The sequence below is a fragment of the Sphingobacterium ginsenosidimutans genome (genome assembly GCF_039536865.1).
GTDB classification, from domain to species: Bacteria; Bacteroidota; Bacteroidia; order Sphingobacteriales; family Sphingobacteriaceae; genus Sphingobacterium; species Sphingobacterium detergens.
On sequence record NZ_BAAAZK010000010.1, the window covers coordinates 34,194 to 58,660 of the forward strand.

Here is a 24,467-nt window from a genome sequence, read left to right on the forward strand (position 1 = left end):
AACAACAGGATGTGTGACGTGAAACTGAGAAAAAATGTTAAATATATTGTAAAGAATGACTCTAGGCTATCGTCATCGCGTATATCAAAAAAATCAAGACTCAGACAAAATAGGGACTGTGGCAGATAATTTAATCCAAGGTTGGAATAATGTATTTTCCGATCTTTAAGTAAGATAGTGATAAAAATAGAACGGTATGCCCATCGATGGGCATACCGTTTATGTTAGGTTGTCAAGGACAGCGTTTATTTTAGCTCGATCATTTTTTGTTTTTCTTCCTCCTGTTTATCCTCTTGTAAGATGGCCAACTGCAGGCTGCAAATCAAAGTAAGGATAATAAGGACTACAAAAGCTACCGGAAAGATAATTCCAATGATCACCGCCAGTAGTAATGATATGTTGAGGTATTCCTGTCCATTTTTGGAAGAAACTTTTAAGCGTGAGCTTTTAAATGAATCAAAAAGGTCTTGAAAAGCTTTTGTGATTGTTTTGCTGTTGATGCTGAATGTTGTTTTAGTTGCCATGATGTTTATTTTTTAATGTTTTTATTTCTTATTTGATATCTCAAAGGTAGGGGAGATTTGCTGAAAGGGGGAGAGTCATTAGGCTAATCAGGAGTGAATCTCGGTAAACGGTTGGCTTATGTCGGTTAATGACCATCTGGTAATTTTTTTCTTAAAAGCCGGTTAGATGTGGATCCAGAATGATAGGGTAAGTCCGTAATCACTTTTACATAAAAAAGCCACACTAATGCAGGGACTAGTGCGGCTTTTTCATTCTATTTAATTTTGGTATTAGAGACCTACGTGTTCAGTTTTTGATTTGGTTGGTCCTGATGCATTTTGCTTATAAGATGGATCGTAATTCCAATGAATACTATCTGTCAATATCTTTCCGTCTTTTTGTATGATCTTAGCTTCGATCGTGTTCGCCCCCTTCGTAAGTTTGACGTTATCAAAAATGTAATGCACATCTGTTTGCCCTTTTCTAACGCCTTTGATAACAGTTCCGTTAACAGTTAAGGTTGGTTCACCTCTATTGGAATAAATGGTTACCGGGGTAATTTCATTTCCACGATTGATCATACGACGTTGGGTGACATACAATACCGGTTCTTTGCTCCAATTTGCTTTATACCAGTAGAAGCCATCTTTTTTCAATTTTCTATCAAAAGAAACCAATCCTTTATAATTTCTCGGATTAACGTTTAGTGCGGTAATCGGTGTGGCGAAATCAAAAGTATTCCACACGTATGACCCTAGGAAAATAGGGCTTTTGGAGATTACGCCCCAATGGACTTCATGGAATTTTGTCGCATATTCTTCTGGGAAAAAAGAGGGATTGCTCCATTGGTTGCCGAAATTGCCTACCTCTTCCGCCTGATCCTCAGGAACTGCTTCGGCACCGTATTCAGAAAAGATAATCTTGTAGTCTTTGAACTCTTTACTTATCCGTTGCGCCCATGTGGCTACATCGTCATCTTTATCAGATTTGTTTTCCAGTTCACCATTATACCAACCGAAATAGTGGTTGATCCCTTGCACATCGGCGTTGTTGTTAACCGGATGATCAATTACATTGTATCCGCTGACGGAGACGGTGTAACGATCCGGGTCTTCGGATTTAGCGAGATCATTTAGTTTGGTCGTGAGTTCTACGGTGTAGGCGGATGGGGAGTAAACTTCGTTATGCATGCCCCAGATATAGATGGAAGGGTGATTGAAATTTTGTCGAATTAATTCTTTCAACTGCTGTTGGGCGTTATTGTCTTCAAATGTTGTCACGCGATTCACAAATGGGATTTCGGCCCAGATCACAAGCCCGATACTATCGCATTTGGAATAAAAATATGATGACTGTTGATAGTGTGCTAGACGGATGGAAGTGGCTCCCATTTCTTTGATAATGGACAGATCTTCGTCGTGGTCGGCGTTGCTCAAGGCTGAGCCTTTGCCCCAACGATCCTGATGTCGACATACACCATATAAGGGATACTTGATGTCATTCAAAAAGAAACCTTGGCCAGTACGTAGTTCGAATTTGCGTATCCCTAAAGGTGTCGTTACCTCGTCAATGACCTGACCATCTTTTTTGATCTGTGTCACAACCTTGTAGAGGTAGGGATCGTCCAGTCCTTGCCATAAATGTGGGTTTTTGACCACAATTTGTTGTGATAAGGCTTGACGGCCCTGTGGTGGCAATGTATATGCCGTTTGTTGTTTTGCTTTTATGGTTCCATCTCTTTCAAAAATGGTTGTTAGCAATTCGATCGGTTGTATTTTTCCGGCTTTGTTGTCAATTTTTATTTTTAATGCTATATCCGCAGTCTTTTTTGAAACATTTTGTTGCGTGATATAGACACCTTGGGAAGCAAAGTCATTCACAGCAACATGAATGTCATCAGTGACTATAAGTTCAACAGGACGATAAATGCCGCCGTACATCGGGAATAAGGTGTGGTTTACCGGAATAACCTGTGGACTGGCTTCATTATTAACCTTGACCAACAGCTCGTTTTCCACTCCCAATTGAAGCATATCGCTTAATTCAAAGACAAAAGCAGAATAGCCGCCCTGATGTCGGCCAACAAAACTGTAGTTGCCATTTCGTTGCGAGTTATCGTAGGTAATATCATTTTTTCCTGCTTTGGCAGAAAGGGGTTTATTATTTAAGTAAACTTCGGTATTGGTATTCACCCCCTCAAATCGAATGAAAATACGCTTACCTTTCCAATCTGATCCTGGGACAAACGTTTTGCGGTAATAAGCATCGCCGGTATAAAAACGTTCGTTTTTTCCAAGACTTCCCGGTTTGATCTCTGCAGTCTGCATGTCTGTTGCATTCCAGGTGTGTGGTAGGGTAACCAATTGCCACTTTCCATCAAATATCTGGTTGTAGTCCAATGCTGAGGTGGAAAACGGACCTTTTTTAAACGACCAGTTTGCATTGAACGGAATGACAGTTCTGGCTTGTAGATTCAGAATAGTTATCCCAATAAAGAAGAGCGTATAAAAAATCCTTTTAATCATATGGTTTTTAACTTAGGGTATTTGTTTCGTTTTCAAATATAACCAACAAAAAGACAATCGCTAATTGTGCGGGTTTTGGTTGATGAAAGATTTTGTAATAATATTAATTTTTTAAATCTTTATTATTCCCCTGTTTAAATATGTTTCCCTATTGTTTTGTTTGTATAAAATACACTATAACGTTTTCGAGAGTTGCGCAAACGATTGACTGGATTTGACTTTCAGTAATAACTTAATAATTTCTTTACCATTGTATTACGCAGAGCTACAATTAGAATCGATTAAAGACCGTAACTATTTGGTTTCAGTATAGGGATACAGCAAACTCAGAATCGCAGATAAGGATTTTATAAAAATGTAGCAGGATGATGCTTTAATAATTAATTTTAACACCTTCTAACCAAGGTAAAGTCTTAATTATCATATGAAACGTAAATTAGTATTTATTATAACCTACTTGCTCATTCAAAATGTGACAGCTCAAATCGCGATTATTCCGCAGCCTTTAGCATGTAAAATGGGGCAGGGAGAGTTGAAGCTGGAGGGTAATTTTGGAGTCACTGGAGATGCTGTGTTTGAATCGTCTTTGCACTATCTTCGGAAGCTGATGTTGGGCCGTTTTGGAATTTCAACTTACACCTCCATGGAAAAGGATGCAAAAATGATCGTGAAGCTTGATAGCAAATTACAGCATGAAGCATATCGTTTAAATATTGATCGCAAAGGTATTGCAATATATGCTTCTGATAGATCGGGTATTGTCAATGCACTTGCTAGTTTGGAGCAGGTGATTACTGGTGCTGAAAGAAAAGGCAATGCATTCTTATTACCTGTATTGAATATTGAGGACAAACCGCAATTTGGTTGGCGAGGTTTTATGCTAGATGAATCGCGCCATTTTTTTGGTAAGGAGAAAGTGAAATCTTTACTGGATTGGATGGCATTTTACAAGTTGAATAAATTCCATTGGCATTTGACAGACGAACCGGCTTGGCGCTTAAGTATACAAAAATACCCTTGGTTAGCCCAAGTTGGGGGGATAGGCAATTATCTCGATCCTTATGCGCCCGTACAGTATTATAGTCAAGCTGATATCAGTGAGATCATCACCTATGCTGCTGAGCGAAATATTGAGGTCATTCCTGAAATTGATATGCCGGGACATGCTACAGCCGCAAATCGGGCTTATCCTTTTCTCTCTGGTGGGGGGAACGAAAAACATCCCGATTTTACTTTTCATCCTGCTAAAAATACAACATATACATTTTTGACTGATGTTTTGCGTGAAGTGAAAACACTGTTTCCTTCTGTCTATATTCATTTAGGAGGAGATGAGGTCGCTTTCGGTAGCGATGCCTGGGATAATGATATCAAAGTTCAGGAATTGAAAAAGACAGTAGGCTTAAAGTCCAACAAAGAAGTGGAAGCGTATTTTATCCGTCGTATGGCTGATTCTGTGGCTGGGATAAACGGAAGGATTATTGTTTGGGATGAAATGGTGGATGCCAAGTTGGCCAAAGATCAGACGGTCATGATGTGGTGGCGTCATGATAAACCAGAACAGCTAAACAAGATTTTGGATAAAGGCTATCAAGTTATACTAACGCCTAGGTTGCCAATGTATTTTGACTTTGTACAACAGGAGAATCATAAGTATGGCCGTAAATGGGGAAAGGGTTTCAATCCTTTACAGGATGTGTTTGATTTTGCTGGAAGTCAATTGGATAGTTTGGGAAAAAGAAAAAAACAGGTCTTGGGCATTCAGGCTAATCTTTGGACTGAAACAGTGACGAATGTCAGTCGTTTGGATTACCTTGTGTTTCCGAGAATAGCGGCATTGGCGGAGGCGGCATGGGCGCCAGGAACAGGTCGAAATTTTGATGAATTTGCAAAAAAATTAAAAAAGCATTTACCCTTATACCGCGATCAGGGGCTTTATTACTTTGATCCATTTACGGATAGTAATCCAGAGCCTGCAGTTATTAAAAAATCACAAAAACAATATATAGATAATCCAAAGTGATAATCGGATGGGCAACATATATCTGGTCAATAAATACGGATTTATTTGTCGTTGGGAGTAATCATTTTTAAAGAAATAAGGATAAGATGAAATATAATAAATTAATCACAGCATTGATGCTCGGCAGCATATTGCTGGGAGTAAAAACTACTTCGGCACAATGGACAGGTCCTCGCAAGAAAGTAGAAAACAAAGTAGACGTGAAATATGGGCCTTTGACGCCTGCACATCGGACGGATGAAGCGATGGAACGGTTCCGAAACTATGGATTAGGACAATTTATCCATTGGGGCTTGTATGCAATTCCTGGTAACGAATGGGAAGGGGTCAGTGCACGAAAAGGAGCAGCGGCATCCGAATGGATACGTACCTGGAGTGGGCCAACAGCACCGAAAGACTGGAAGAATATTTATGATAACCTCTACAAAAAATTCAATCCTACAGGTTTTGACGCAAAAAGCTGGGCTAAACAGGCAAAAGAAATGGGGGCAAAGTATCTAATTTTTACCACAAAGCATCATGATGGATTTGCCCTGTGGCCTTCTAAGTATACAGACTATACCGTGAAGAAGAGCCCTTATAAAAAAGATATCGTCAAGCAGGTCGTAGATGCTTATACAGCGGAAGGAATAGATGTATTTTTGTATTTTTCAATTCTTGAATGGAATAATTCAAACTATATGGGGAAAGCTCCCTCTACTCCCGAAGAAAAGGCTAAATTCGATAAGTTTTTAGAGTACACGCGTAATCAGTTACTAGAACTTCTAGAGAACTACCCGCAAATAAAAGGTTTTTGGTTTGATGGTACCTGGGATCAATCCTGGATCCAAGCGTATGATTTTACGTATAAATTAGAGAAAGAGTTACGTGAAAAACACCCGGGATTGATTATTGGAAGCAGATTTAGAAATGACGAATTTGGAAAGCGGCATTTCGACTCCAATGGTGATATGCTAGGTGACTATGAACAAGGTTGGGAACGAAAAATGCCGAAGGAGTTTGAATGGTTGGAAGGACGTGACTGGGATTGTGTCATGACGATTCCCCCGAATGGTTGGGGCTATATGAAAGACTGGTCTGGGATTTATACCAAGACCTCAGATGATCTCATCGATATGTTGATGAATTGTGTTTCCATGAATGGCAATTTAGTGCTGAACTTTGGCCCTGACGGGAATGGTCATATGCATCCTGGGGAGGATAAGCTCGCCAAGGAGATTGGCGACTGGATCAAGGTAAATGGTGAAGCGGTATATGGTGTCAGACATGCTGGTCTTGCGCCATCCAAATTGGGTTACTTTACAAAAAAAGAAGATAATCTTTACCTTACGGTCTTTAATCGTCCAGTCAACAATATTGTGCGTATCGCTGTTCCTAAGGGTGCCACTGAAGTTCCGGTTACTGCCACTATACTCCAAAATGGACAATCTTTAGAATTACGCCATACGGATATTGGTCTAGACTTGGATAAAAATACATATTACGATATTCTGCTTCCTAATTCGTTTATAACAAATAAAGCCTTTGTCGTCAAAATGAAATTGGGAAAACCAAAGTCGCAAGGTGAAAAGCTGATGGATGCTAAAATGTAGCTAACTACAATATTTTAATTTAAAAAAGCTGAACCCAAACCATTGATGGAATAAAGTTCAGCTTTTTCTTTTATACAATGTTCAGTAGTTCCTGTGGAACGTGAATAATATGCTGTGCAGCGTGTTGCCTCAATTCGTTTTCATCACGAAAACCCCAGGTCACACCAATAGCTGTCACCCCCGCGTTATTGGCTGTGTCCATATCAATAGAGGAATCACCAACATAATAGCAGTTTTCTTTTGCTATTCCTAATGTCTGGAGCGTATCCCAGACAATTTCTGGATCGGGTTTGGCCGGATGTCCTGTGCGGTGACCAAGGATCAGATCAAAAGAGATCATTGGAAAATATTTTTTCATTAACGGGATAACCGCCTCATGATATTTATTGGATGCTACAGAGATGAGATATCCCGAAGATTTAAGCGTCTGTAATAAGGAGACAATTCCAGCATAAGGTCGTGTATGGGATATTGTCTGCTCTTCGTAGTAGGTCTTAAATGCCGTTAGCAGTGTTGTTATTATTTCTGGGGTTCGTGCATGTTCGGGAAGGGCCCGTTCGATTAGTTTCTGTACACCATTACCTACAAATTTCTTGTAGGCCGGTAACTGATGTATAGGATAACCAAATCGCTGAAGGATTGCGTTGCAACTGTCTCCAAGATCTTGCAATGTATCCAACAATGTTCCATCCAGATCGAATATGATAAGTTTCATGGGTTAAAACTAATAAAAAACTATGATGGATTGATTGTGAATTTTAGGGATAAAATGGTGTTTTTACAGGAATGTCAAGTTTTTTGACGTACCGTGGCTTTACCGTTAAATAAAAAGACAATGCACAATTCATCGTGCATTGCCTTTTTATGGTGGAGATCTTGGTATTTTAAGGCTTATAAAACTTTAAGCTACTGTCTTAATCGGAATAAAATAATTCGATTAAGCCAACCATGGATTATTTCCAGATACTGGCGTTGATGCTTTCTTTTTTCGTATTGTCTAAATCGGGAAAAAATGTAAATCCTGTTACTTTTTCCAATTCACTCACTGTTAGTTTATAATTGTCAAAAGTACTTTTGGCAGGTGGAGTAACATTGTCGATCTTATAGGCTATTGTGTAATATTCGCTTCCTTTCTTCATGGCTAACGCTTTGAAATAGTATTTTGGTTTTGCGATATCTTTTCTGTCATTGTCCTGTGCAAAGTCAAGCAGATTATTGCTGTCTGTCGTCGGCATTGCTCCCGTTACCACATACATGGTATCACATTGTGCAGTCCAGGTCCGTACCTTAGTTTCCAGGTTTGCCCAAAGACCTTGATTGAGGCGGGATGCCTGTGCCGTCATATTGGTAAAATAAAATGTTGTTTTATTGTGCGTGATGTTTAGGTTGCGGTCAGCGCTAGGTAGCTGATGACCTCTGTCATAGCCCGTTGGTTGAAAACCTTTAAATAGATTTGGTTGGAAGGCGGTGGATATAGAAGGATCATATCCCCAGGCATCTGTACGATTACCAGAGCCTAAAATGCTATTATATAATGGATAAGCTACCCAGTAAGCCATTTTTAGCTTCTTATCATACAACATTGCATAATTTCTTTGCGTGTTTGCATCAGGAAGAAAGTGCTGTATGAACACTTCATCATTGTTCAAATTGCTCATTTTGGGGATTTCCAGATAGGCTTGTGAATCGCCGATCCCGCCATTTAGTTTACCATTGTCAATTTTGATATCAAAACTGTAACGATTTCCAGCAATTAGGTTTTTCAGATTTTGATGTTGTGGTGTTGTCCATGTATAACTATCGCCATTATGTGCTATAAATTTAATAGCCTTTCCGGCAATATCCTCTCCGGGAAGGAGGATGAATTCCACGATAGCGGTTTGGTTGGTATTCACCGAAACTTTTCCTTGTATATCTTTCTTTTCAGTAAGATTAACATTTAGTTTTCCAGTTGAGAGATCAAATCCCCCTTGTGTGTGTACCGAAGGTATACTGACAGCAATCTGATTGGTTTCTAAACCTGCCGTATTGGTAATAGAAAGATGAATCGCAATTTTGCTCAATTGTCTTACAAAATTGAGTGGGACGGTATTATTGGTTTTGTTGATGTTTTTTGCATTGCTGGCATACATGAAATCCAATGCTGACTGGTTTGATTGATCACTCAGATCGATGGGATATTGAAAATCAGTAATGGATTTATAAGGATAATATGCAATGAAATCTACCTGTTCATTTGGTAAAAAGATAGGTGATTTGCTTTGAAATAATGAACCATTAATCGTAAATACATGATTGTTGACAGCATTCATAATTGAGGTTGATGTTAATCGCTGGCCTGATTTGATCATATAAACGCCAATTTGGTCGCCTTTGTCCCAAGAGCTCCCAGTAGCTTTGGTATTAATTTGGCCAACAATCGTAGGTGTAAATTGTAATGCAGCTTGCTCCATTCTGGACTCATTTTTTGTACATGAATTAAGGGTAAGCAACGTAATCATAAAATAAACTATTCGCCACATTGCATGCTGTGGAATAGACCTGGACTTGTAAAGCATATTGATCGTTAGTGTTTGTTCGCAAAGAGGAGCAAAAGTACCTAAGAAAAGTTGAATTATCCGGGCATACAGCTGCCTTTTTGTGCAAGCTAAATGCTTTGATAATGCATCTGTTTGATTTTTAGATATATTTATTATGGGTATTGAATAATTTTTAAGGAAGACAACTATTTTTAAATAGCGATAGGTGCTAAATACGTTATTGGATAGGGTAAAAAATAAGGGCGTAAGAAAGGGAAGGTTTTCGTTCCAGACGAGCGAGATATTACACTTTTTTTTAAAATTTTCCTAAAGTGACGAAAATAGCACAATGTTTGCTGTTAATGCCCGAACATATATTGATTTGATAATTTATTAATCGGTACTGAAAAGAAATGAAGAGAGTTTTTAAATTAAAAGAACTGTTGAATAGGTTTTATGTGGTTATATGTGCATTGTTGATGACTTTTACCTTGTCCAGTTGTTTTGACTTTGTTGAACAGATTGACCTTAAACCCAATGGTTCGGGACATATTGTGGCAACATTGAACCTGAGTAAAAGTAAGACAAAGGTATCTTCTTTGATGAAGATGAAAAGCATAAAAGGGATACAGATACCAACACAGGCCGAGATGGAAAAAGAGATTAAGGCGGCAGTTCAGCTACTCAAGCAGACAAAGGGTATCTCCAATGTTCAGTATCAAACGGATTTCACAAATTTTATTGTAAATATATCCTGTGACTTTAGTCAGATCGAGTCGTTAAATGCTTTTTCGGATATATTGGCTAATCGGTTTAAGACAAAGATATCAAATTCAAATAGATACTATTATAACGCTCAGACCAACGTTTTTGAACGTAAATTTGTAGCCTCTAGCAACTGGAAGGCTAAATTCAATCAGTTGGGAAGCGATAACACAAATCAGTTTGCGGATGCTTTTTATACACAGATTGTGCGTTTTGAGAAAGCGATAGTGGCTCAGGATAATAGCAAAGCGAAAGTTGCGGGCAATAAGAAGGGGGTACTACTAAAATTACCGTTTACGGACTTGGTTTATGGTAAGTCTACTCTGGCAAATAAAATCACACTAACAAAATAACCTATATGAAATCAAAAATTTTATTGACTGGGCTAGCATGTCTCTCTTTGATGGTGACTGTAAAGTCACAGGATTTAGTCAAGCTTATTCCAGAAGATGCTGAAGTTATCGCCGCATTTAATGTGAAGGATATCGTTCAGAAGGCAAATGCAAACAAGTTGAATGAGCTGCTTCAGAAGGCAGGTCTGTTCAAGCAACTTGAAAAATCAGGTGCTTCAGTTGGGAATGATATCAAAAACTTGGGTATCGATTTGTCACAAACGGCCTATTTCTATAACAGAAAGACAGATAGTGTCAGTTTTCTCGAGTTTATATTTCCTTTGTCCAATAAAGTGCAATTTGAAAAACTGCTACATGATGTCGGTGAACCCAAACCCATTGCCAATGGATATTCAAGCATAGGGACGAAGGCGGGAAGCGTGTTGGTTTACAACGACCGTGTGGCACGCTTTATTTCGTCGACAATGAGTACAACTTTTTTCGAGAACGACTCTGTAGCTAACCGGTATGGGATAAAGAAGGTTGCTTACATGGCACCTGCGGCTGACGCATATTCTCCTGAATTGGATTCCCCAACAGAGGTAGCGGATTCCGCAGCTGCAGTATTGGATTCAGCGGCAGTGGCGATAGGTTGGGAAGAAGGCGAAAAGGAAATAGAGCCACTGAGCCCACCGATTATTGTGGAGAGCACGCCAGATACAGTTTTGGCGAATGTAGAAGCTGCCGTGCCCATGACTGTGGATGTAGCTCCCGAAGAAATGCATGATCCAAGTTATTACGATTCGCTTTATACAGAATACGAGAATCAAAATAGAAAAAATGATTCTATACGCAATGCGCTTCGTGATCAGTGGTTGATGGGAGAAGCGACACGTTTGCTATCTGCTTCCTATAAGCCTCTCTCCGTTTCAGATCAGGAAAAAGTGCTCAAAAACTTAGGATTGATCCGTCTATATGTACCACATGTCGAGGAACTCTATCGTGGTCTTATGCCTTATAAAACCATTCCTTACCTCTATATGGGGATTAATATGGATAAATTTAAAACAGGATATCAGGACGGAATGCTGGATTTGTTGCAGGATGGAAATGTATTGCGATTAAGAGGCTCTGTGGGATTAGATCGGGATCTTGCTGAAATGTCCAAGCGATTATATGCAAGAAAACCAAATGGAAAATTCAATAAATATCTGACTGATAAAACACTTGGCTTCTTTAACGTTAATATTAATTCAGAAGCCTATTTGCGAGATATACCTAGTTATACAGCAAAATATTATAGCGGATTACTAGGTCCTCAGCAAGATTTGGTTGAATGGGGATTAATGGCACTTGAAATTGCATTGGATGAGAAAGCAATTGCCCAAGTAATGCCAGGGGATCATCTATTTGTGGTGAATGGTTTACGCAAGTTCAGAAAGGAATATATTGACTATAGTTATGACGATGATTATAATGCAACAGAAGTAAAGAAGACAAAGGACGAAACCCTACCGGTTTTTATCTGGATGTTTACATCAAAAGACCAGCGTTTGTTTAGAAAAGGATTAGATCTTGCAGTAGCAAAAACCTTTGGTAAAATACAGGATGGCATCTATGCATTCTCGTCCAAAAAAAGGCTAGATTTTCCAATGTATGTTCTTCTGAAAGATGATTTGGTGATGGTAAGTAATGATTCTTTGTCTTTACATGATATCCGTCAAAATAAAACGGCTGGCTCTGCAAATAAAGATTTTATTAAGTTGATGAAGCAAAATAAAATGTCTGCTGCGATTGATTTGCAAAAGTTGCCCGCGATGTTAAAAGAGATGGGTGTAAGTCCAGGAAAACAATGGGAACAAACTATGGCGCAATTGAATCAATATGGTAGCACAGCGATCACTTCGAAGGGAATTGTAGGTAACCGAATGGAGGCCGAAATATCAACAAAACTGCCAGAGACAAAAGAAGGTGCTATCGGCTATATGATTGATCAGATCCTGCGGGAGATCGGTAAATAAGATGGTATTGAACTGAGCATCAAACAACTTTATAACCCGATTGTTTGATGCAAAGTTTGTAATATTATGGTTATATTTTTATAATGTTAATATAATATTACGCTCTTTTGGGCTGATAGTGGTATTTTTGTGATTTATTATTTACAAATAATAAGATAACTAAACGATTTATACTTTATATAATATGGGGATATTTTCAAAACTATTTGGAAACAAAACTCAAGATTCAAAGATTAAGGTTGTAGGTACACTCGCTTTTTTAGAGGTAGATATGCACAATCATATCCTTCCCGGAATAGATGATGGAAGCCAGTCCATTGAACAATCTATTGATTTGTTGAAAGGCTTGGGGAGAATGGGATTTGAAAAATTTATTTGTACACCACATATTATGGAGGGTGTGCATCCGAATACAATCCGAACAATTGAGGATGCCAAAGATAAATTGGTGAACGGAATAAAACAACTTCCTAACAGTCCTGCGATTTTTCATGCTGCCGAACATATGATCGATGATGGCATTGCGAGATTGATCGATACAAACGAACTTTGTGTTATGCCTGGCGGGTATGTGCTTATAGAGATGTCCTATCTGCAGGAATCCAGAGCGTTATTTCAAACCATTTTAGATATACAAAGACTGGGTTACCAGCCGATTTTAGCACACCCGGAACGCTATAATTACTACCACTATAATTTCAATATGTACAAACAGATCAAAGACGCTGGCTGTATGCTACAATTGAATCTTCTTTCTATCAGTAGATATTATGGTGTCGAAGTGAAATCTGCGGCCTTGACAATGATTAAATCGGGTATGTATGATTTTGTAGGAACGGATGTACATCACAGTCGCCACCTTGCAGCATTAGAGGAGATCGTTGCAAAATATCCGGTTCGTGACTTGCTAAAAACGTGTAATATTTTAAATCCGACGCTTCAGGATCATCTGGAAAGTAATGATAATGTAATCGCCGCAGGATAAAGACAAGATAAATTTACAATACAGAGATGCTCATAAGGCATCTCTTTTTGTTTCTGTTAGACGACCCTTTGTCCTCATTGAGCTAATTCGTCTACGGCAGTTTTGTCTTTTATTGGCCAGAAAGAATATCTAAATAATTTTCGTCTATGCTTGTATTTTGCAATCATGGAAATTTCGAAAATTTGGCTACTTTTGGATTTAGCATTTTTCATATGAGAGGAAACAAAATTTTTATTCAAGATTGGATTGCACACCATACTTACCAGAAAGCAAACGATATAGATAGTTATTATTTAAGAGTTGCCAATCAGATCAACGATAGTCTGTCGACGTTGTGGTTTGAAGAGCCGGAGACAAATGACCTCATTCACACGGATGCATTAAAAACATTAAGTATTTATCTCACCTGTTATCTAGAAGATGTTATTGCCAATACAGGGATATTCGCTGCTTTTAGAACCATCCATAAAGAACTATACAACCAGTTTTTGCCTTTCTACAAGGATAATAATCTGACGGATTACTATCCTGAAGATATCAATAGCGAAGATGTCGCTGTATTGACCTGGTTATTTTTTAGTGAACGGAATCCACATTTGTTTATTGATCCTCATGGCCGTTTGATACAGTTGATAACGGATCTGGCCTATGCAATTTTGGAGGAACATTATGAAGTGGCCCCTGAAAATCCAAAATTAAAATCAGAATATTCATTAGATGAAAATGCGAACTATTTTGAGGTCCGTAATTTTATCGAAAAACTTGTCGCAACAAACTATCTGACTGCAGGAGAGTATAACACCAACCTTAATCACCTGATGCAGGTGGCAGAATTGGGAAGATATCAGCATGATCAAGCTCAATTGCAACAAATGATTTATCGCGTCCGTGATAATCATTTCAACAATTATAGGCTACATTTATTTGCCCTTAAATCTTCCGAATTTGTTGCAGAGGTAGTGGGTAAGGAACACGGTCTATATAGCTCAGTAAAAACGCTGGGTAATCGGATCCATAGTTTTTTTGAATATGTAAAGACCGATGAGCAGTTTGTCCATGTAAAACATATTGGCACAAAAACAGCATTCAAGATTTACAAGGATTCAATTCAGGAATTTGCGGAGCCTTCTGCCGTATTATCTTTTTATATGGAAATCGTTCCCTGGAAAGATGCTTGGAATTTGTCAGGAATTATGACGGTGGTCAATCCGGATGAGGTGAATTTTGATCTGCCGGAACAATATGAAATGACTTACCGTATTGAAGCGATGAACGGTAAGGACAAGAGCCTGAAAAAAACAGAAAAGCAGTTGAAAGATATGGGGAAATTATTCCAGTCAGAGCAAAAGGCTGCTGTCGCTTTCATGGAGGGACGGGAAGTAAAAGAATTTGCAAACGAATTCTTTCAAAGATATCAGCAAAAATATCCAAGCAAAGAGGAATCGCCACTTCCGGAATCGAATTTAGAACTAACTGCAGATGCAAAAGTAACCGTTTTCTTCAATCCAAAGACTGGTTTAGAGGTATTCGGCGGAATAGAAGAATTTTTCCCGTTGAAACATAATCCTTTTATTGAAAAGGAAGAAAAGGGAACTGAAGCAGATGTGCCTTATGCACGTTATTTCTTGAATCTTTTGGTAGAAGACTTTTTCCCAAGCGAATTGCCAAAGTACTATGCTAACTTATTCAAGGCTGAAGTGGATAAACAATTCTTCTTCCCATTGGAAGAAACAATACTGGATTTTTTCCTACGTTTCTATAAAAGGGGCAGTTACTTTCTAGGACCTTTTCCGCTCCTAAAATAATAGCTTTCTATTAAGTACATATAATTTTTTTAATCCCATTGGAATTTACAATGGGATTTTTTATTGAATTAGACCCTATTGCTATAACCGATCTTTTGCTTTCGCAACATTGTTTTTAGTCATCAATACCTAAACTGCCCGCTCGTAGATTAATTTAATGTAAATTAATCGTAGTTAAAATGTTATAATCATTCTAGGAAGGAACATGCTTTGGACAGTGATCTATTTTCATTCCGATATTTTGAAAAATTCTACCTAAACTTGTAGGGTCAATTGTAAGTGTTGAAGGATGCCTATTGAAAATAACAACATTCCGGATTTTAAAAATTTCTTTTTGTCTTATAAAGATAAGGTGTATAAATATGCCTTGTTACATCTAAAAGAAGAAGATACTTCCGCCGATTTGGTTCAGGAAGCATTTTCGCGCATTTGGAAAAAGTGGGGAGAGTTAGACGAAAATAAGAATCCTCAGTCTTATTTATATACGATTGCTAAGAATCTTGTATTTGACGAATTGAGGAAGCAGAAAGTACGGGTTCAATTTCAACTTGATGGGATAGATGTTTCCAGCCAGGTGGACAATTCAAACGAAGAATCCATCCGTTTTAAAGACTTGGAACGCGTCTATCGTGAAGCAATTGAAAAGCTTCCTAGGGCTCGCCTGGAGATATTCCTTTTGAGTAAAGAGGAATTTTTGGACAATCAGGAAATTGCCGACCGCTTGGGTATTTCTGTTAATACTGTGCGGGACCAACTTGTCAAAGGGAACAAGTTTGTGCGCCAATATATTCTTGATAATTTTGAGATTTCAATAGCCCTATTGATTTTCTTAACTATTTTTTAGTGTAGCGTCGTCTTATCGTCTTTTAGATACGTATATGTATTTAAACGATGGCAAAGATGATGGATCCTAAACTAGCTGCACTATATAAAAAATACCTACTGGGGGAACTAACCCCACAGGAAAAGACCATATTTTTAGATTTACTTACTGCTTGTGATGAAGAGGATCTGCCCAGTCTAGAGGAGGTAATTGCACTGGATGATAACGTCTGTGATTTGAATAAATCTACTTCAGACCATATTTTTTATATGATTACCGGTACTGAATTAAATACTACAGTGCAGCCCATATGGAGGAGATGGCGAGTTTTAATTTCGGCAGCAGCCGCATTATTGTTGATTAGTTTTGCATTTCTATTTTGGGATATAGTGCCATCAACGCAGACTGAAAGCAAGTACAAAGTTGTAAAATATACCAATCCGACGAAATTTGTTAAGCAGCTCACACTTTCTGATGGTACTCAGATTGCGCTTCGCCAGGGGGCATATGTCGAAATTCTATCTGATTTTAATACAGATAGTTTGCGTCGGGTAAAACTATCGGGAGAAGCTTTCTTTGAAGTTGCTAAGAATCCTGAGAAAGCTTTTGTCATTGTAAATTCAGGAGATTTTGACGTACGCGTATTAGGGACAGCATTTAATTTAATTTGCTCACCGCAACGTAGCTGTCTGGTCTTAAGCCACGGAAAGGTGAAGGTATCACATGGAAAACAGTACTCTATCGTCCATCCTGGCCAGCAGGTGGCTTATGATAAACGGGAAAAACAATTTGATGTATCTATCGCAGATACGGTCATTTCTTCAAATGGAAAAGATGACCTATTGTCTTTCAATAACGTTCCGCTATCGCAGATTGTCGCGGATCTGAACAACCTATACCCCGATCAAAACCTACGGTTGATCGATTCATTTCAAGCAGCAAGTTATACAGGATATCTGCCTGCCAGTGATCTTGAAAAATCACTAAAAATTCTTAATACCGCATTTAATCAAACAATCATCCATAAAAAGTAATTTATGAAAAGAACCAATTACTATTTAAAACTTATGGGCGGTGCTTTGCTATTTCAGTCCTTAGCACTTCAAACCATGGCCACTCAGTTTAAGACTGGGGAGGGAATCGGGAAAATTCTTGCCAAAATGGAACAAAAGTTCAATGTAAAATTTGGCTATGATGCTTCTATCAGTGATCAAAAAATCAATGAATTAGTTAACCTTGAGAAATTAAAAAAGGAAGAGATTGCCCAATTCATCCGGACGATTTCTGACGGGCATCTTGAGGTAAGAAAGATTGATGATAAGTTGTATGTGGTTTCAAAGAAAGGGAACGCTGAATCAGAAAGTAAAAAGTCCCATGCCGCACAAAAGGAATTGCGCGGAAAAATAGTTGATCAGGAGACTAACCTGCCGATCGGGGGTGCCACGATACGTGTCAAAGGGACAGCAATAGCGGCAACGACGGATCAGATGGGGGCATTTAAACTATCTAATGTTTCAGATCAAGCTATACTGCAAGTTTCTTATATCGGGTATGAACTGAGCGAAGTGCCGGCAACTGGTGCGAGTTTGATTCGGCTTTCCAAATCGTCGGAGGCTTTGGAGGAGGTTGTCGTGACAGCTCTGGGTATCAAGCGTGAGCAGAAAGCCTTGGGATATGCCGTTCAGGACATCAAAGGTGACCAGTTAGCCAAAGTAAAGGGTGTTGATGTAGGAACGACCTTAACTGGCCGTGTCTCTGGATTACGCGTCATGAACAGTACTGAATTTAATCGTGCGCCAGATATACAACTTCGTGGAAAAAGTCCTTTATTGGTCATTGACGGTGTTGCTTATGAAAACATGAGTTTGCGTGATATCGCTGTTGACAATATCGAGAATATTTCGGTGCTAAAAGGCTCTACAGCGGCGGCTCTCTACGGTATTGAAGGGGCAGGTGGTGCGATTATGGTTACTACCAAAAAAGGACTTTCGCAAAAAGGAGTAGAAATAACCGTAAACTCCAATAATATGTTCTTTGCAGGTTATTTAGCACTCCCTAATGTACAGTCATCTTATTCTGCTGGATATGGCGGTAAATACAATACCGACGATGAGGTCTGGGGAGATAAGCTGGATATCGGTCGGAAATATAAGCAATGGAATCCATTCACCAAACAAATGGATGATGTAGAGACTGAATTGACTTCAAAGGGTAAAAACAATTTCCAGAATTTTTTGGAGCCTGGATTTATCTCCAATAACTCTGTTAGCTTTACGAATCAAGGAGAAAACGGGAGTATCCGTACCTCCATAAGTCATATCTACAATAAGGGGCAATATCCGAATACTAAGCTGAATATGACCAATATTTCGGTGGCTGGAGAAACCAAAATATCTGATAAGGTGAATCTGGAGACCCGCTTGGGATACAACAGAAGGCATGCTCCCAACGATTTTGGTTCAGGCTACAATAATCAAGGGTATATCTATAATATCTTGGTATGGACAGGACCAGAATACGATCTAACGCAATATAAAGACTATTGGCAGACTGAAAATGTTAGTCAAAACTGGTTATATAAAGCCTGGTACGATAACCCTTATCTTTCGGCTTATGAAAAAATAAGTGCAGAACTAGTCAATAAATTGAATGCTGCGGTTACCTTAAATTACAAAATGACCGATTGGGGGAATTTTCTGTTGCGTAGTGGATATGACTACTATGGTAATTCAAGGGAGCAAACCAATCCGATGGGTATCTATGGAACCCGTGGTGGTTTTGATGGCTCAGGAGGTTATGATAACAGGGGGAAATACTGGTCTAGAAAACAGGATGGCTTTAGTACGACCAATGACTTTATCTTTACGGCTAAAAAGAATTTTGGTGATTTTGGTATCGATGCGCTTGTGGGTGGATCTATTTTCTATCGCAGGGATAATACCATGACAGCGTCTACAGTTAATGGTCTTACTATTCCCGGATTTTATTCCCTGCGTAACTCTACAGGACCTGTTTCCGCTGTAGAGGGTAAAACCAAGGAAATGCGTAATGGTATATACAGTCGATTATCGTTATCATGGCGCAATGCGGTATTCATTGAAGGTACTGCCCGTAATGACTGGTATTCGATGTTGCCGGATAAATCTTATTTTTATCCATCAGTATCAGGAAGTGTTGTGGTGTCGGACCTCATTCAAAAGCCAAATTGGCTGAATTTATTGAAAGTAAGAGGTTCTTGGGCATCTACGGTATATCCACCTGATCCATATGAAATTAACCAAACGTTTGGCGTGAGTAATAATGTTTGGGATGGTATGACTACAGCTTCGTATCCGAATATTATAAAGGACTATTCCATCAATCCGACTAAGGAAGATATGGCGGAGTTCGGATTGGAATGGGCTGTTTTAAACAACCGTTTGACGGGAAATTACACCTACTACGCTAGAAGACGCTATAATATCAAAGCTGATATCTCGAACTCCAATTACAGCAATATATCACACACGACAGGTTTTAGGGCTCGTCTGATCAATTTGAAAGAGGAACGTATGACCCGAGGTCATGAGATCTCTTTGGGCGGGGTTCCGATTCGGAGAGCGAATTTTGAATGGTCTGTCAATGGGAATCTATCGCAAAATCTGCAATATTATCATAAACTTGACCCAGATTATACAGCGGATGCACTCTATATAAAAGAAGGTATGCGTACAGATCATTATGTGACACGGGACTGGGAACGTTCACCGGATGGAGAAATTATTCACAATGCTGCTGGAATGCCCATCAGTGCTGTACATACAGCACGATTGTTTGGTTATACAGCACCGAAATGGTTTTGGGGAATCACCAATCAATTCCAATACAAAGATTTTGGCCTCTCTTTTAGTTTTGATGGTCGCATCAAAGGTTTGTCCTATTCCAATATGAATGCGCGTCTATGGCAAACGGGAGCACATCCTGATTCCGATACGAAAGAGCGCTATGAAGAGGTGGTTAATGGCAAGCGTACTTTTGTAGGTAAAGGTGTGAAAATTGTATCTGGAGAGGTAAGCTACGATAAATATGGTCAGATTATCAAGGATACACGTGTTTTTGCGCCGAATGAAACTGTTGTGTCTTATGAAAACTATTGGAAAAGAGCTTATTCGGGCACGCAAAATATTTGGGATGAAACATTTATTAAACTAAGGGAGGTTTCATTAAGTTACAATTTGCCGAAAGACGTAGCTTCCCGATTTAAAGCCAAAAAGGCAAGCATTGGTGTTACTGGACAGAATTTGTTTTTATGGACAAAAGAATATCGATTCTCTGATCCGGATGCCGGTTCTGAAGATCTGAACTCTCCATCGATGCGTTACCTTGGTTTTAACTTAAGCCTTAGTTTCTAATCTTACACTTTTAACACGGATTACAAATGAAAAAAATAGTCACATATTTATTAATCGGACTCTTTGGGACAACAATATCCTGTTCCAAGTTTGAAGAGATCAATACCAATCCTGAAGCGACCGATAAGGTGACTTCGGGCATGATCGCCACACGGATAATATTACACCTTGCTAACCAGCCCACACAAAAAGGTTTTCTACAGCCTTATATGCTCAACAAAAATGTTGTTTGGACAGAATTTGTGGAGTCATATCAATATAACGGTTTCGGAGCAGGATCACTGAGCTTTAGCGCAATAAATGATGCGCAGTTCATGCCTCAATTCGCCACTTCAGAGAAATTGGCTAAATCGTACGAGGGTTTAATGTATTTTGCCCGTGCCGTCAAATTCTTTGAAGCGACCATGGATTTAGGGGATATACCTTATAACGATGCTTTAAAAGGAGAAACGGATAAGCAATACTTCCCTAAATACGATACACAAAAGGAGGTATTTCTCGGGATTCTAAAAGAATTGGAATTGGCTGATCAGGCCTTTGCAGCTGGTGAAAATTTTGCTGGAGACCCTCTTTATGGAGGAAATACCACAAAATGGCGCAAATTGGTCAATAGTTATACCTTAAATGTTTTAATGCAGCTGAGCAAGAAAGTAGGTGATGCGGATTTAAATATCAAAAATCGTTTTCAGCAGATCGTTGCCAATAAGCCAATTTTTACAGCAAATGCGGATAATTACCAGCTGATACGTTCGGATAAAAGTGGTCAACAATACCCTTTTTATAAAGTTGGAAATAACTTTACCATCTATCCAACCATGTCTACTGAAATCGTAGATAGATTGAAAACGCGCTCGGATCGTCGTCTATTCTATTATGGAAACCCTTCACCTAAAAAGATTACTGGCGGAATGACAGCGGCGAACTACGATGCCTACGTTGGCATTGATCCATCGTTGAAATATGATAATATTCTGGATATTAAAAACAGCAATGACTATTCAAAACTGAATGATCGTTATACTGAGGTCGTAACAGGTGAACCGACACAGCAGCTTTCATATGCACAGCTTTGTTTTATCATCGCTGAAGCAGCTGTTCGTGGCTGGATAAATGAACCTGCATTGGCATGGCACAAAAAGGGAGTTGAAGCCTCTATGCAATTTATCTTTGATAATACACCTAATACAGCCCAGTTTCATCATGGGATGCCCTTGGATGCAGCTTATATCAGTACCTATGTCGGTGGTTTGACATTGCCTACTGGAACAGAGTCACAAATCGAGGAGATCATTACCCAAAAATATCTTGCCAGTTTTCTGCAGTCGGAGTTTAATACCTATTATGATTATAGAAGAACAGGATATCCAAAATGGAAAATCAATCCTGAGACAAGCTTAAATTCGGAGGCAACGGGCAAAATACCAGTTCGCTGGAGATATCCTGCCGTTGAGTATGATTACAACACGGAGAATGTGGATGCTGCGGTGTCCAGACAATTTGAGGGTGTTGATAATGTTAATCAATTGATGTGGATATTAAAATAGGTAATACTTTGATCTGTTGAATTATTATCGTAAAAACTATCCCTGCGCATGAGATCAATCGTGTGCGGGGATTTTTGTTAAAAACGTTACATGAAAAGCGCCAGCGAATGAATATATTCGCTGATAGACCATTGAATTTATAAGAGATATAATAGCTGTTTTTATGGATAGTAGAAGAGACTTTATAAAGAAGGCCTCCTTGTTGGCTGGGGTTTTTGGCTTACAGAGTGCTGTACCGGATGCGATACAGCGTGCTTTAGCGATTGAACCTGTTGTGGGGAGTTCTGTTTTAGATGCCGAGCATATTGTTTTGTTAATGCAGGAGAATCGCTCCTTTGACCATAGTTTTGGTACACTGAGCGGGGTTCGGGGATTTAATGATCCAAGAGCGATCGAGTTGCCTAGTGGAAATCCGGTTTGGTTGCAGGCTTCAGCTTCAGGGAAGACCTACTCACCCTTTCGATTGGATATCAAGAATTCCAATGCAGCCTGGACAGGAAATCTTCCACATTCATGGGAAAATCAAATGGCAGCACGTAACCAGGGTAAGCATGATAATTGGATTGAGGCGAAGCGTCCCGGTGGAAAGGTGCTGAGTGAGATTCCGTTGACCATGGGCTATTATACCCGTGAAGATATTCCCTTCTATTATGCATTAGCCGATGCGTTTACCATTTGTGACCAGCATTTTTGTTCTTCCATTACAGGTACGACAACCAATCGCCATTTTTTCTGGACAGGCACTTGTGTGCCCAATAAAGGAGCAAAACCGTTGATCCGTAATTCGGATATTTATTTCAACCGTTGGGCGCATTGGAAAACTTTCCCTGAACGTCTGGAAGCTGCGGGTATCCCTTGGAAGGTATATCAGAATGAAGTCAGTATGGAAAGCGGTCTTAATGGAGAAGAATGGTTAGGTAATTTTACAGACAATAACTTAGAGTGGTTTTCACAATACCATATTGAATTCAAAAAAAGCCACTTGGAATTTATGCGTAAGCGTGTCGTTGAACTGCCTGCTGAAATCCAGGAGCTTGAAAAAGCATTGGCGAATAATGGAACTGAAAGTGTACAGAAAACCCAAAATAAGCTTAAGCAAAAGCAAGAGCAGCTGAGCAGCTATAAGAAAAAACTGGAAGGACTCACTGAACAGGCATTCCAACAACTTCCTAAAGAGCAAATCGCTTTGCATGAGCGCGCTTTTCAGACAAATGAGGATGACGCGTTTTATCGTGAGACGACTTCAGTATTACATGAAGGAGAACAGATTACTGTACCAAAAGGGGATGTATTACATCAGTTTCGAAAAGATGTAGAGTCTGGGGATTTACCTACTGTATCTTGGCTGGTTGCACCACAATGTTTTTCTGATCACCCTAGTGCACCGATGTATGGAGCTTGGTATGTGTCCGAAATCTTGAATATACTGACCGAAAATCCGGAGATTTGGAAGAAGACTGTTTTTATACTGAACTACGACGAAAATGATGGTTACTTTGATCATATTCCGCCGTTTGTCGCACCCAATCCAGCAGATGCCCGGTCGGGAAAAACTTCAGCAGGACTGGATTATAGTGATGAATATGTGAGTTTGGAACAGGAGTTGGCCAGTGGTGAGAAGAAGGAGCATGCCACGGAGGGACCGGTTGGTTTGGGCTATCGGGTACCTTTGATCATTGCGTCTCCTTGGAGCAAAGGCGGCTGGGTCAATTCAGAGGTCTGCGATATCACTTCGACCATTCAATTTATGGAGTATTTCTTCGATAAGAAGCTTGGTAAGGATGTGAAAGAACATAATATCAGTTCCTGGCGCCGTGCTATTACTGGAGATCTGACTTCGGTATTTCGTAAAGCAGAAGGCGGAACTGCTGTAGAACTACCATTCTTGGATCGCAATCAACAGATCTATGCAATTGATCAAGCCAAATCCAAGCCACTCCCGAACAACTTCCATGTATGGACGGCAGATGAGATGAAAGCTTTGCAGGCTACTGGAAAGGCTGCACAATTGGCAAGACAGGAAAAAGGTCAAAAAAATTCTAATGCGCTGGCATATGAGTTGTATTCGAGTGAATCCATTGATAAGGACAAGGTAAAACTGACGATGTCCGCGGGTAATAAGATTTTCGGAGCTAAATCCCTGAGCAGCCCTTTTAATGTGTATAGTGGACCAAGTTATAAAGATGGTGTAAGTTTTTGGCCATTTGCGGTTATCGCTGGCGAGGAGTTGAGTTTTGACTGGAACAGAGCTGACTTTAAAGATGGTTATTATGATCTAACCGTATATGGGCCAAATGGGTTTATGCGTAGCTTTAAAGGTGATGGGGAGTCTTTGTCTGTTGTTGCAACCTATGAGATCGGGAAGAAAGGAATTCCCACAGGGAACCTAATCCTTGAAGCGAGCAATAAAGGAGACAAAGCACTTCAGGTGCAGGTGAAAGATAATGCGTACAGTTCTTGGCAGAAAAATAACGTACTGGCGGCCGGGAAATCCATCAAATGGGTTGTAGAATCGCATAAAGTTAGCGGTTGGTATGATGTTACTTTGCAGATTGTAGGCAGTAAATTTGTTCGCCAGTTCGCTGGTCGTGTAGAGACCGGAAAACATTCGAAGACTGATCCACAATTGGGATAAAAT

The 24,467-nt window shown here is 39.4% G+C and carries 15 protein-coding genes; 11 read left to right on the plus strand and 4 right to left on the minus strand.

Annotated features, from left to right (window positions below; genetic code table 11):
• Positions 1-245: 245 nt before the first annotated feature.
• Positions 246-524, minus strand: coding sequence for a DUF4342 domain-containing protein (locus tag ABFX33_RS25150; RefSeq protein WP_120261908.1), 279 nt, complete (start codon positions 522-524; stop codon positions 246-248).
• Positions 525-794: 270 nt separating this feature from the next.
• Positions 795-3,029, minus strand: coding sequence for a glycoside hydrolase family 2 protein (locus ABFX33_RS25155; RefSeq protein ID WP_346089000.1), 2,235 nt, complete (start codon positions 3,027-3,029; stop codon positions 795-797).
• A gap of 424 nt (positions 3,030-3,453) precedes the next feature.
• On the opposite strand from ABFX33_RS25155, the gene ABFX33_RS25160 reads away from it, so the two are divergent.
• Both ABFX33_RS25160 and ABFX33_RS25165 read left to right on the plus strand, forming a co-directional pair.
• Positions 3,454-5,052 (plus strand): beta-N-acetylhexosaminidase, encoded by a 1,599-nt coding sequence (locus ABFX33_RS25160; RefSeq protein WP_346089002.1) that lies wholly within the window; start codon positions 3,454-3,456, stop codon positions 5,050-5,052.
• Positions 5,053-5,138: 86 nt separating this feature from the next.
• Positions 5,139-6,644 (plus strand): alpha-L-fucosidase, encoded by a 1,506-nt coding sequence (locus ABFX33_RS25165; protein ID WP_346089004.1) that lies wholly within the window; start codon positions 5,139-5,141, stop codon positions 6,642-6,644.
• 70 nt (positions 6,645-6,714) lie between these two features.
• Here the strand turns inward: ABFX33_RS25165 and ABFX33_RS25170 are convergent, their stop codons facing one another.
• Both ABFX33_RS25170 and ABFX33_RS25175 read right to left on the minus strand, forming a co-directional pair.
• Positions 6,715-7,359, minus strand: a complete 645-nt coding sequence (locus ABFX33_RS25170) for an HAD family hydrolase (RefSeq protein ID WP_346089006.1) — start codon at positions 7,357-7,359, stop codon at positions 6,715-6,717.
• Positions 7,360-7,597: 238 nt separating this feature from the next.
• The gene (locus ABFX33_RS25175; RefSeq protein ID WP_346089008.1) at positions 7,598-9,097 is read right to left on the minus strand and encodes a fimbrillin family protein; all 1,500 of its coding nucleotides are present in this window, start codon (positions 9,095-9,097) and stop codon (positions 7,598-7,600) included.
• Positions 9,098-9,576: 479 nt separating this feature from the next.
• On the opposite strand from ABFX33_RS25175, the gene ABFX33_RS25180 reads away from it, so the two are divergent.
• From ABFX33_RS25180 to ABFX33_RS25220, 9 genes are all read left to right on the plus strand, one after another.
• Entirely contained in the window at positions 9,577-10,281 is a 705-nt protein-coding gene (locus ABFX33_RS25180; RefSeq protein ID WP_257095161.1) for a hypothetical protein, read from the plus strand.
• Between the two features lie 5 nt (positions 10,282-10,286).
• Positions 10,287-12,281, plus strand: coding sequence for a DUF4836 family protein (locus tag ABFX33_RS25185; protein ID WP_346089010.1), 1,995 nt, complete (start codon positions 10,287-10,289; stop codon positions 12,279-12,281).
• A 184-nt stretch (positions 12,282-12,465) separates the two neighbouring features.
• Entirely contained in the window at positions 12,466-13,266 is an 801-nt protein-coding gene (locus ABFX33_RS25190; RefSeq protein ID WP_257095155.1) for a tyrosine-protein phosphatase, read from the plus strand.
• Positions 13,267-13,478: 212 nt separating this feature from the next.
• Positions 13,479-15,071 (plus strand): DUF3843 family protein, encoded by a 1,593-nt coding sequence (locus ABFX33_RS25195; protein ID WP_346089012.1) that lies wholly within the window; start codon positions 13,479-13,481, stop codon positions 15,069-15,071.
• 289 nt (positions 15,072-15,360) lie between these two features.
• On the plus strand, positions 15,361-15,915 hold the full coding sequence (locus ABFX33_RS25200) for an RNA polymerase sigma-70 factor (RefSeq protein WP_257095146.1): 555 nt from the start codon (positions 15,361-15,363) through the stop codon (positions 15,913-15,915).
• A 47-nt stretch (positions 15,916-15,962) separates the two neighbouring features.
• Complete coding sequence (locus ABFX33_RS25205; RefSeq protein WP_346089014.1) at positions 15,963-16,928, plus strand: FecR family protein; 966 nt, start codon at positions 15,963-15,965, stop codon at positions 16,926-16,928.
• A 3-nt stretch (positions 16,929-16,931) separates the two neighbouring features.
• Positions 16,932-20,285, plus strand: a complete 3,354-nt coding sequence (locus tag ABFX33_RS25210) for a SusC/RagA family TonB-linked outer membrane protein (RefSeq protein ID WP_346089016.1) — start codon at positions 16,932-16,934, stop codon at positions 20,283-20,285.
• 26 nt (positions 20,286-20,311) lie between these two features.
• Positions 20,312-21,829 carry a SusD/RagB family nutrient-binding outer membrane lipoprotein gene (locus tag ABFX33_RS25215; protein ID WP_346089017.1) on the plus strand — a complete coding sequence of 506 codons (1,518 nt, stop codon included), beginning with the start codon at positions 20,312-20,314 and terminating at the stop codon, positions 21,827-21,829.
• Between the two features lie 163 nt (positions 21,830-21,992).
• Entirely contained in the window at positions 21,993-24,464 is a 2,472-nt protein-coding gene (locus tag ABFX33_RS25220; RefSeq protein WP_346089019.1) for a phosphocholine-specific phospholipase C, read from the plus strand.
• Positions 24,465-24,467 lie beyond the last annotated feature (3 nt).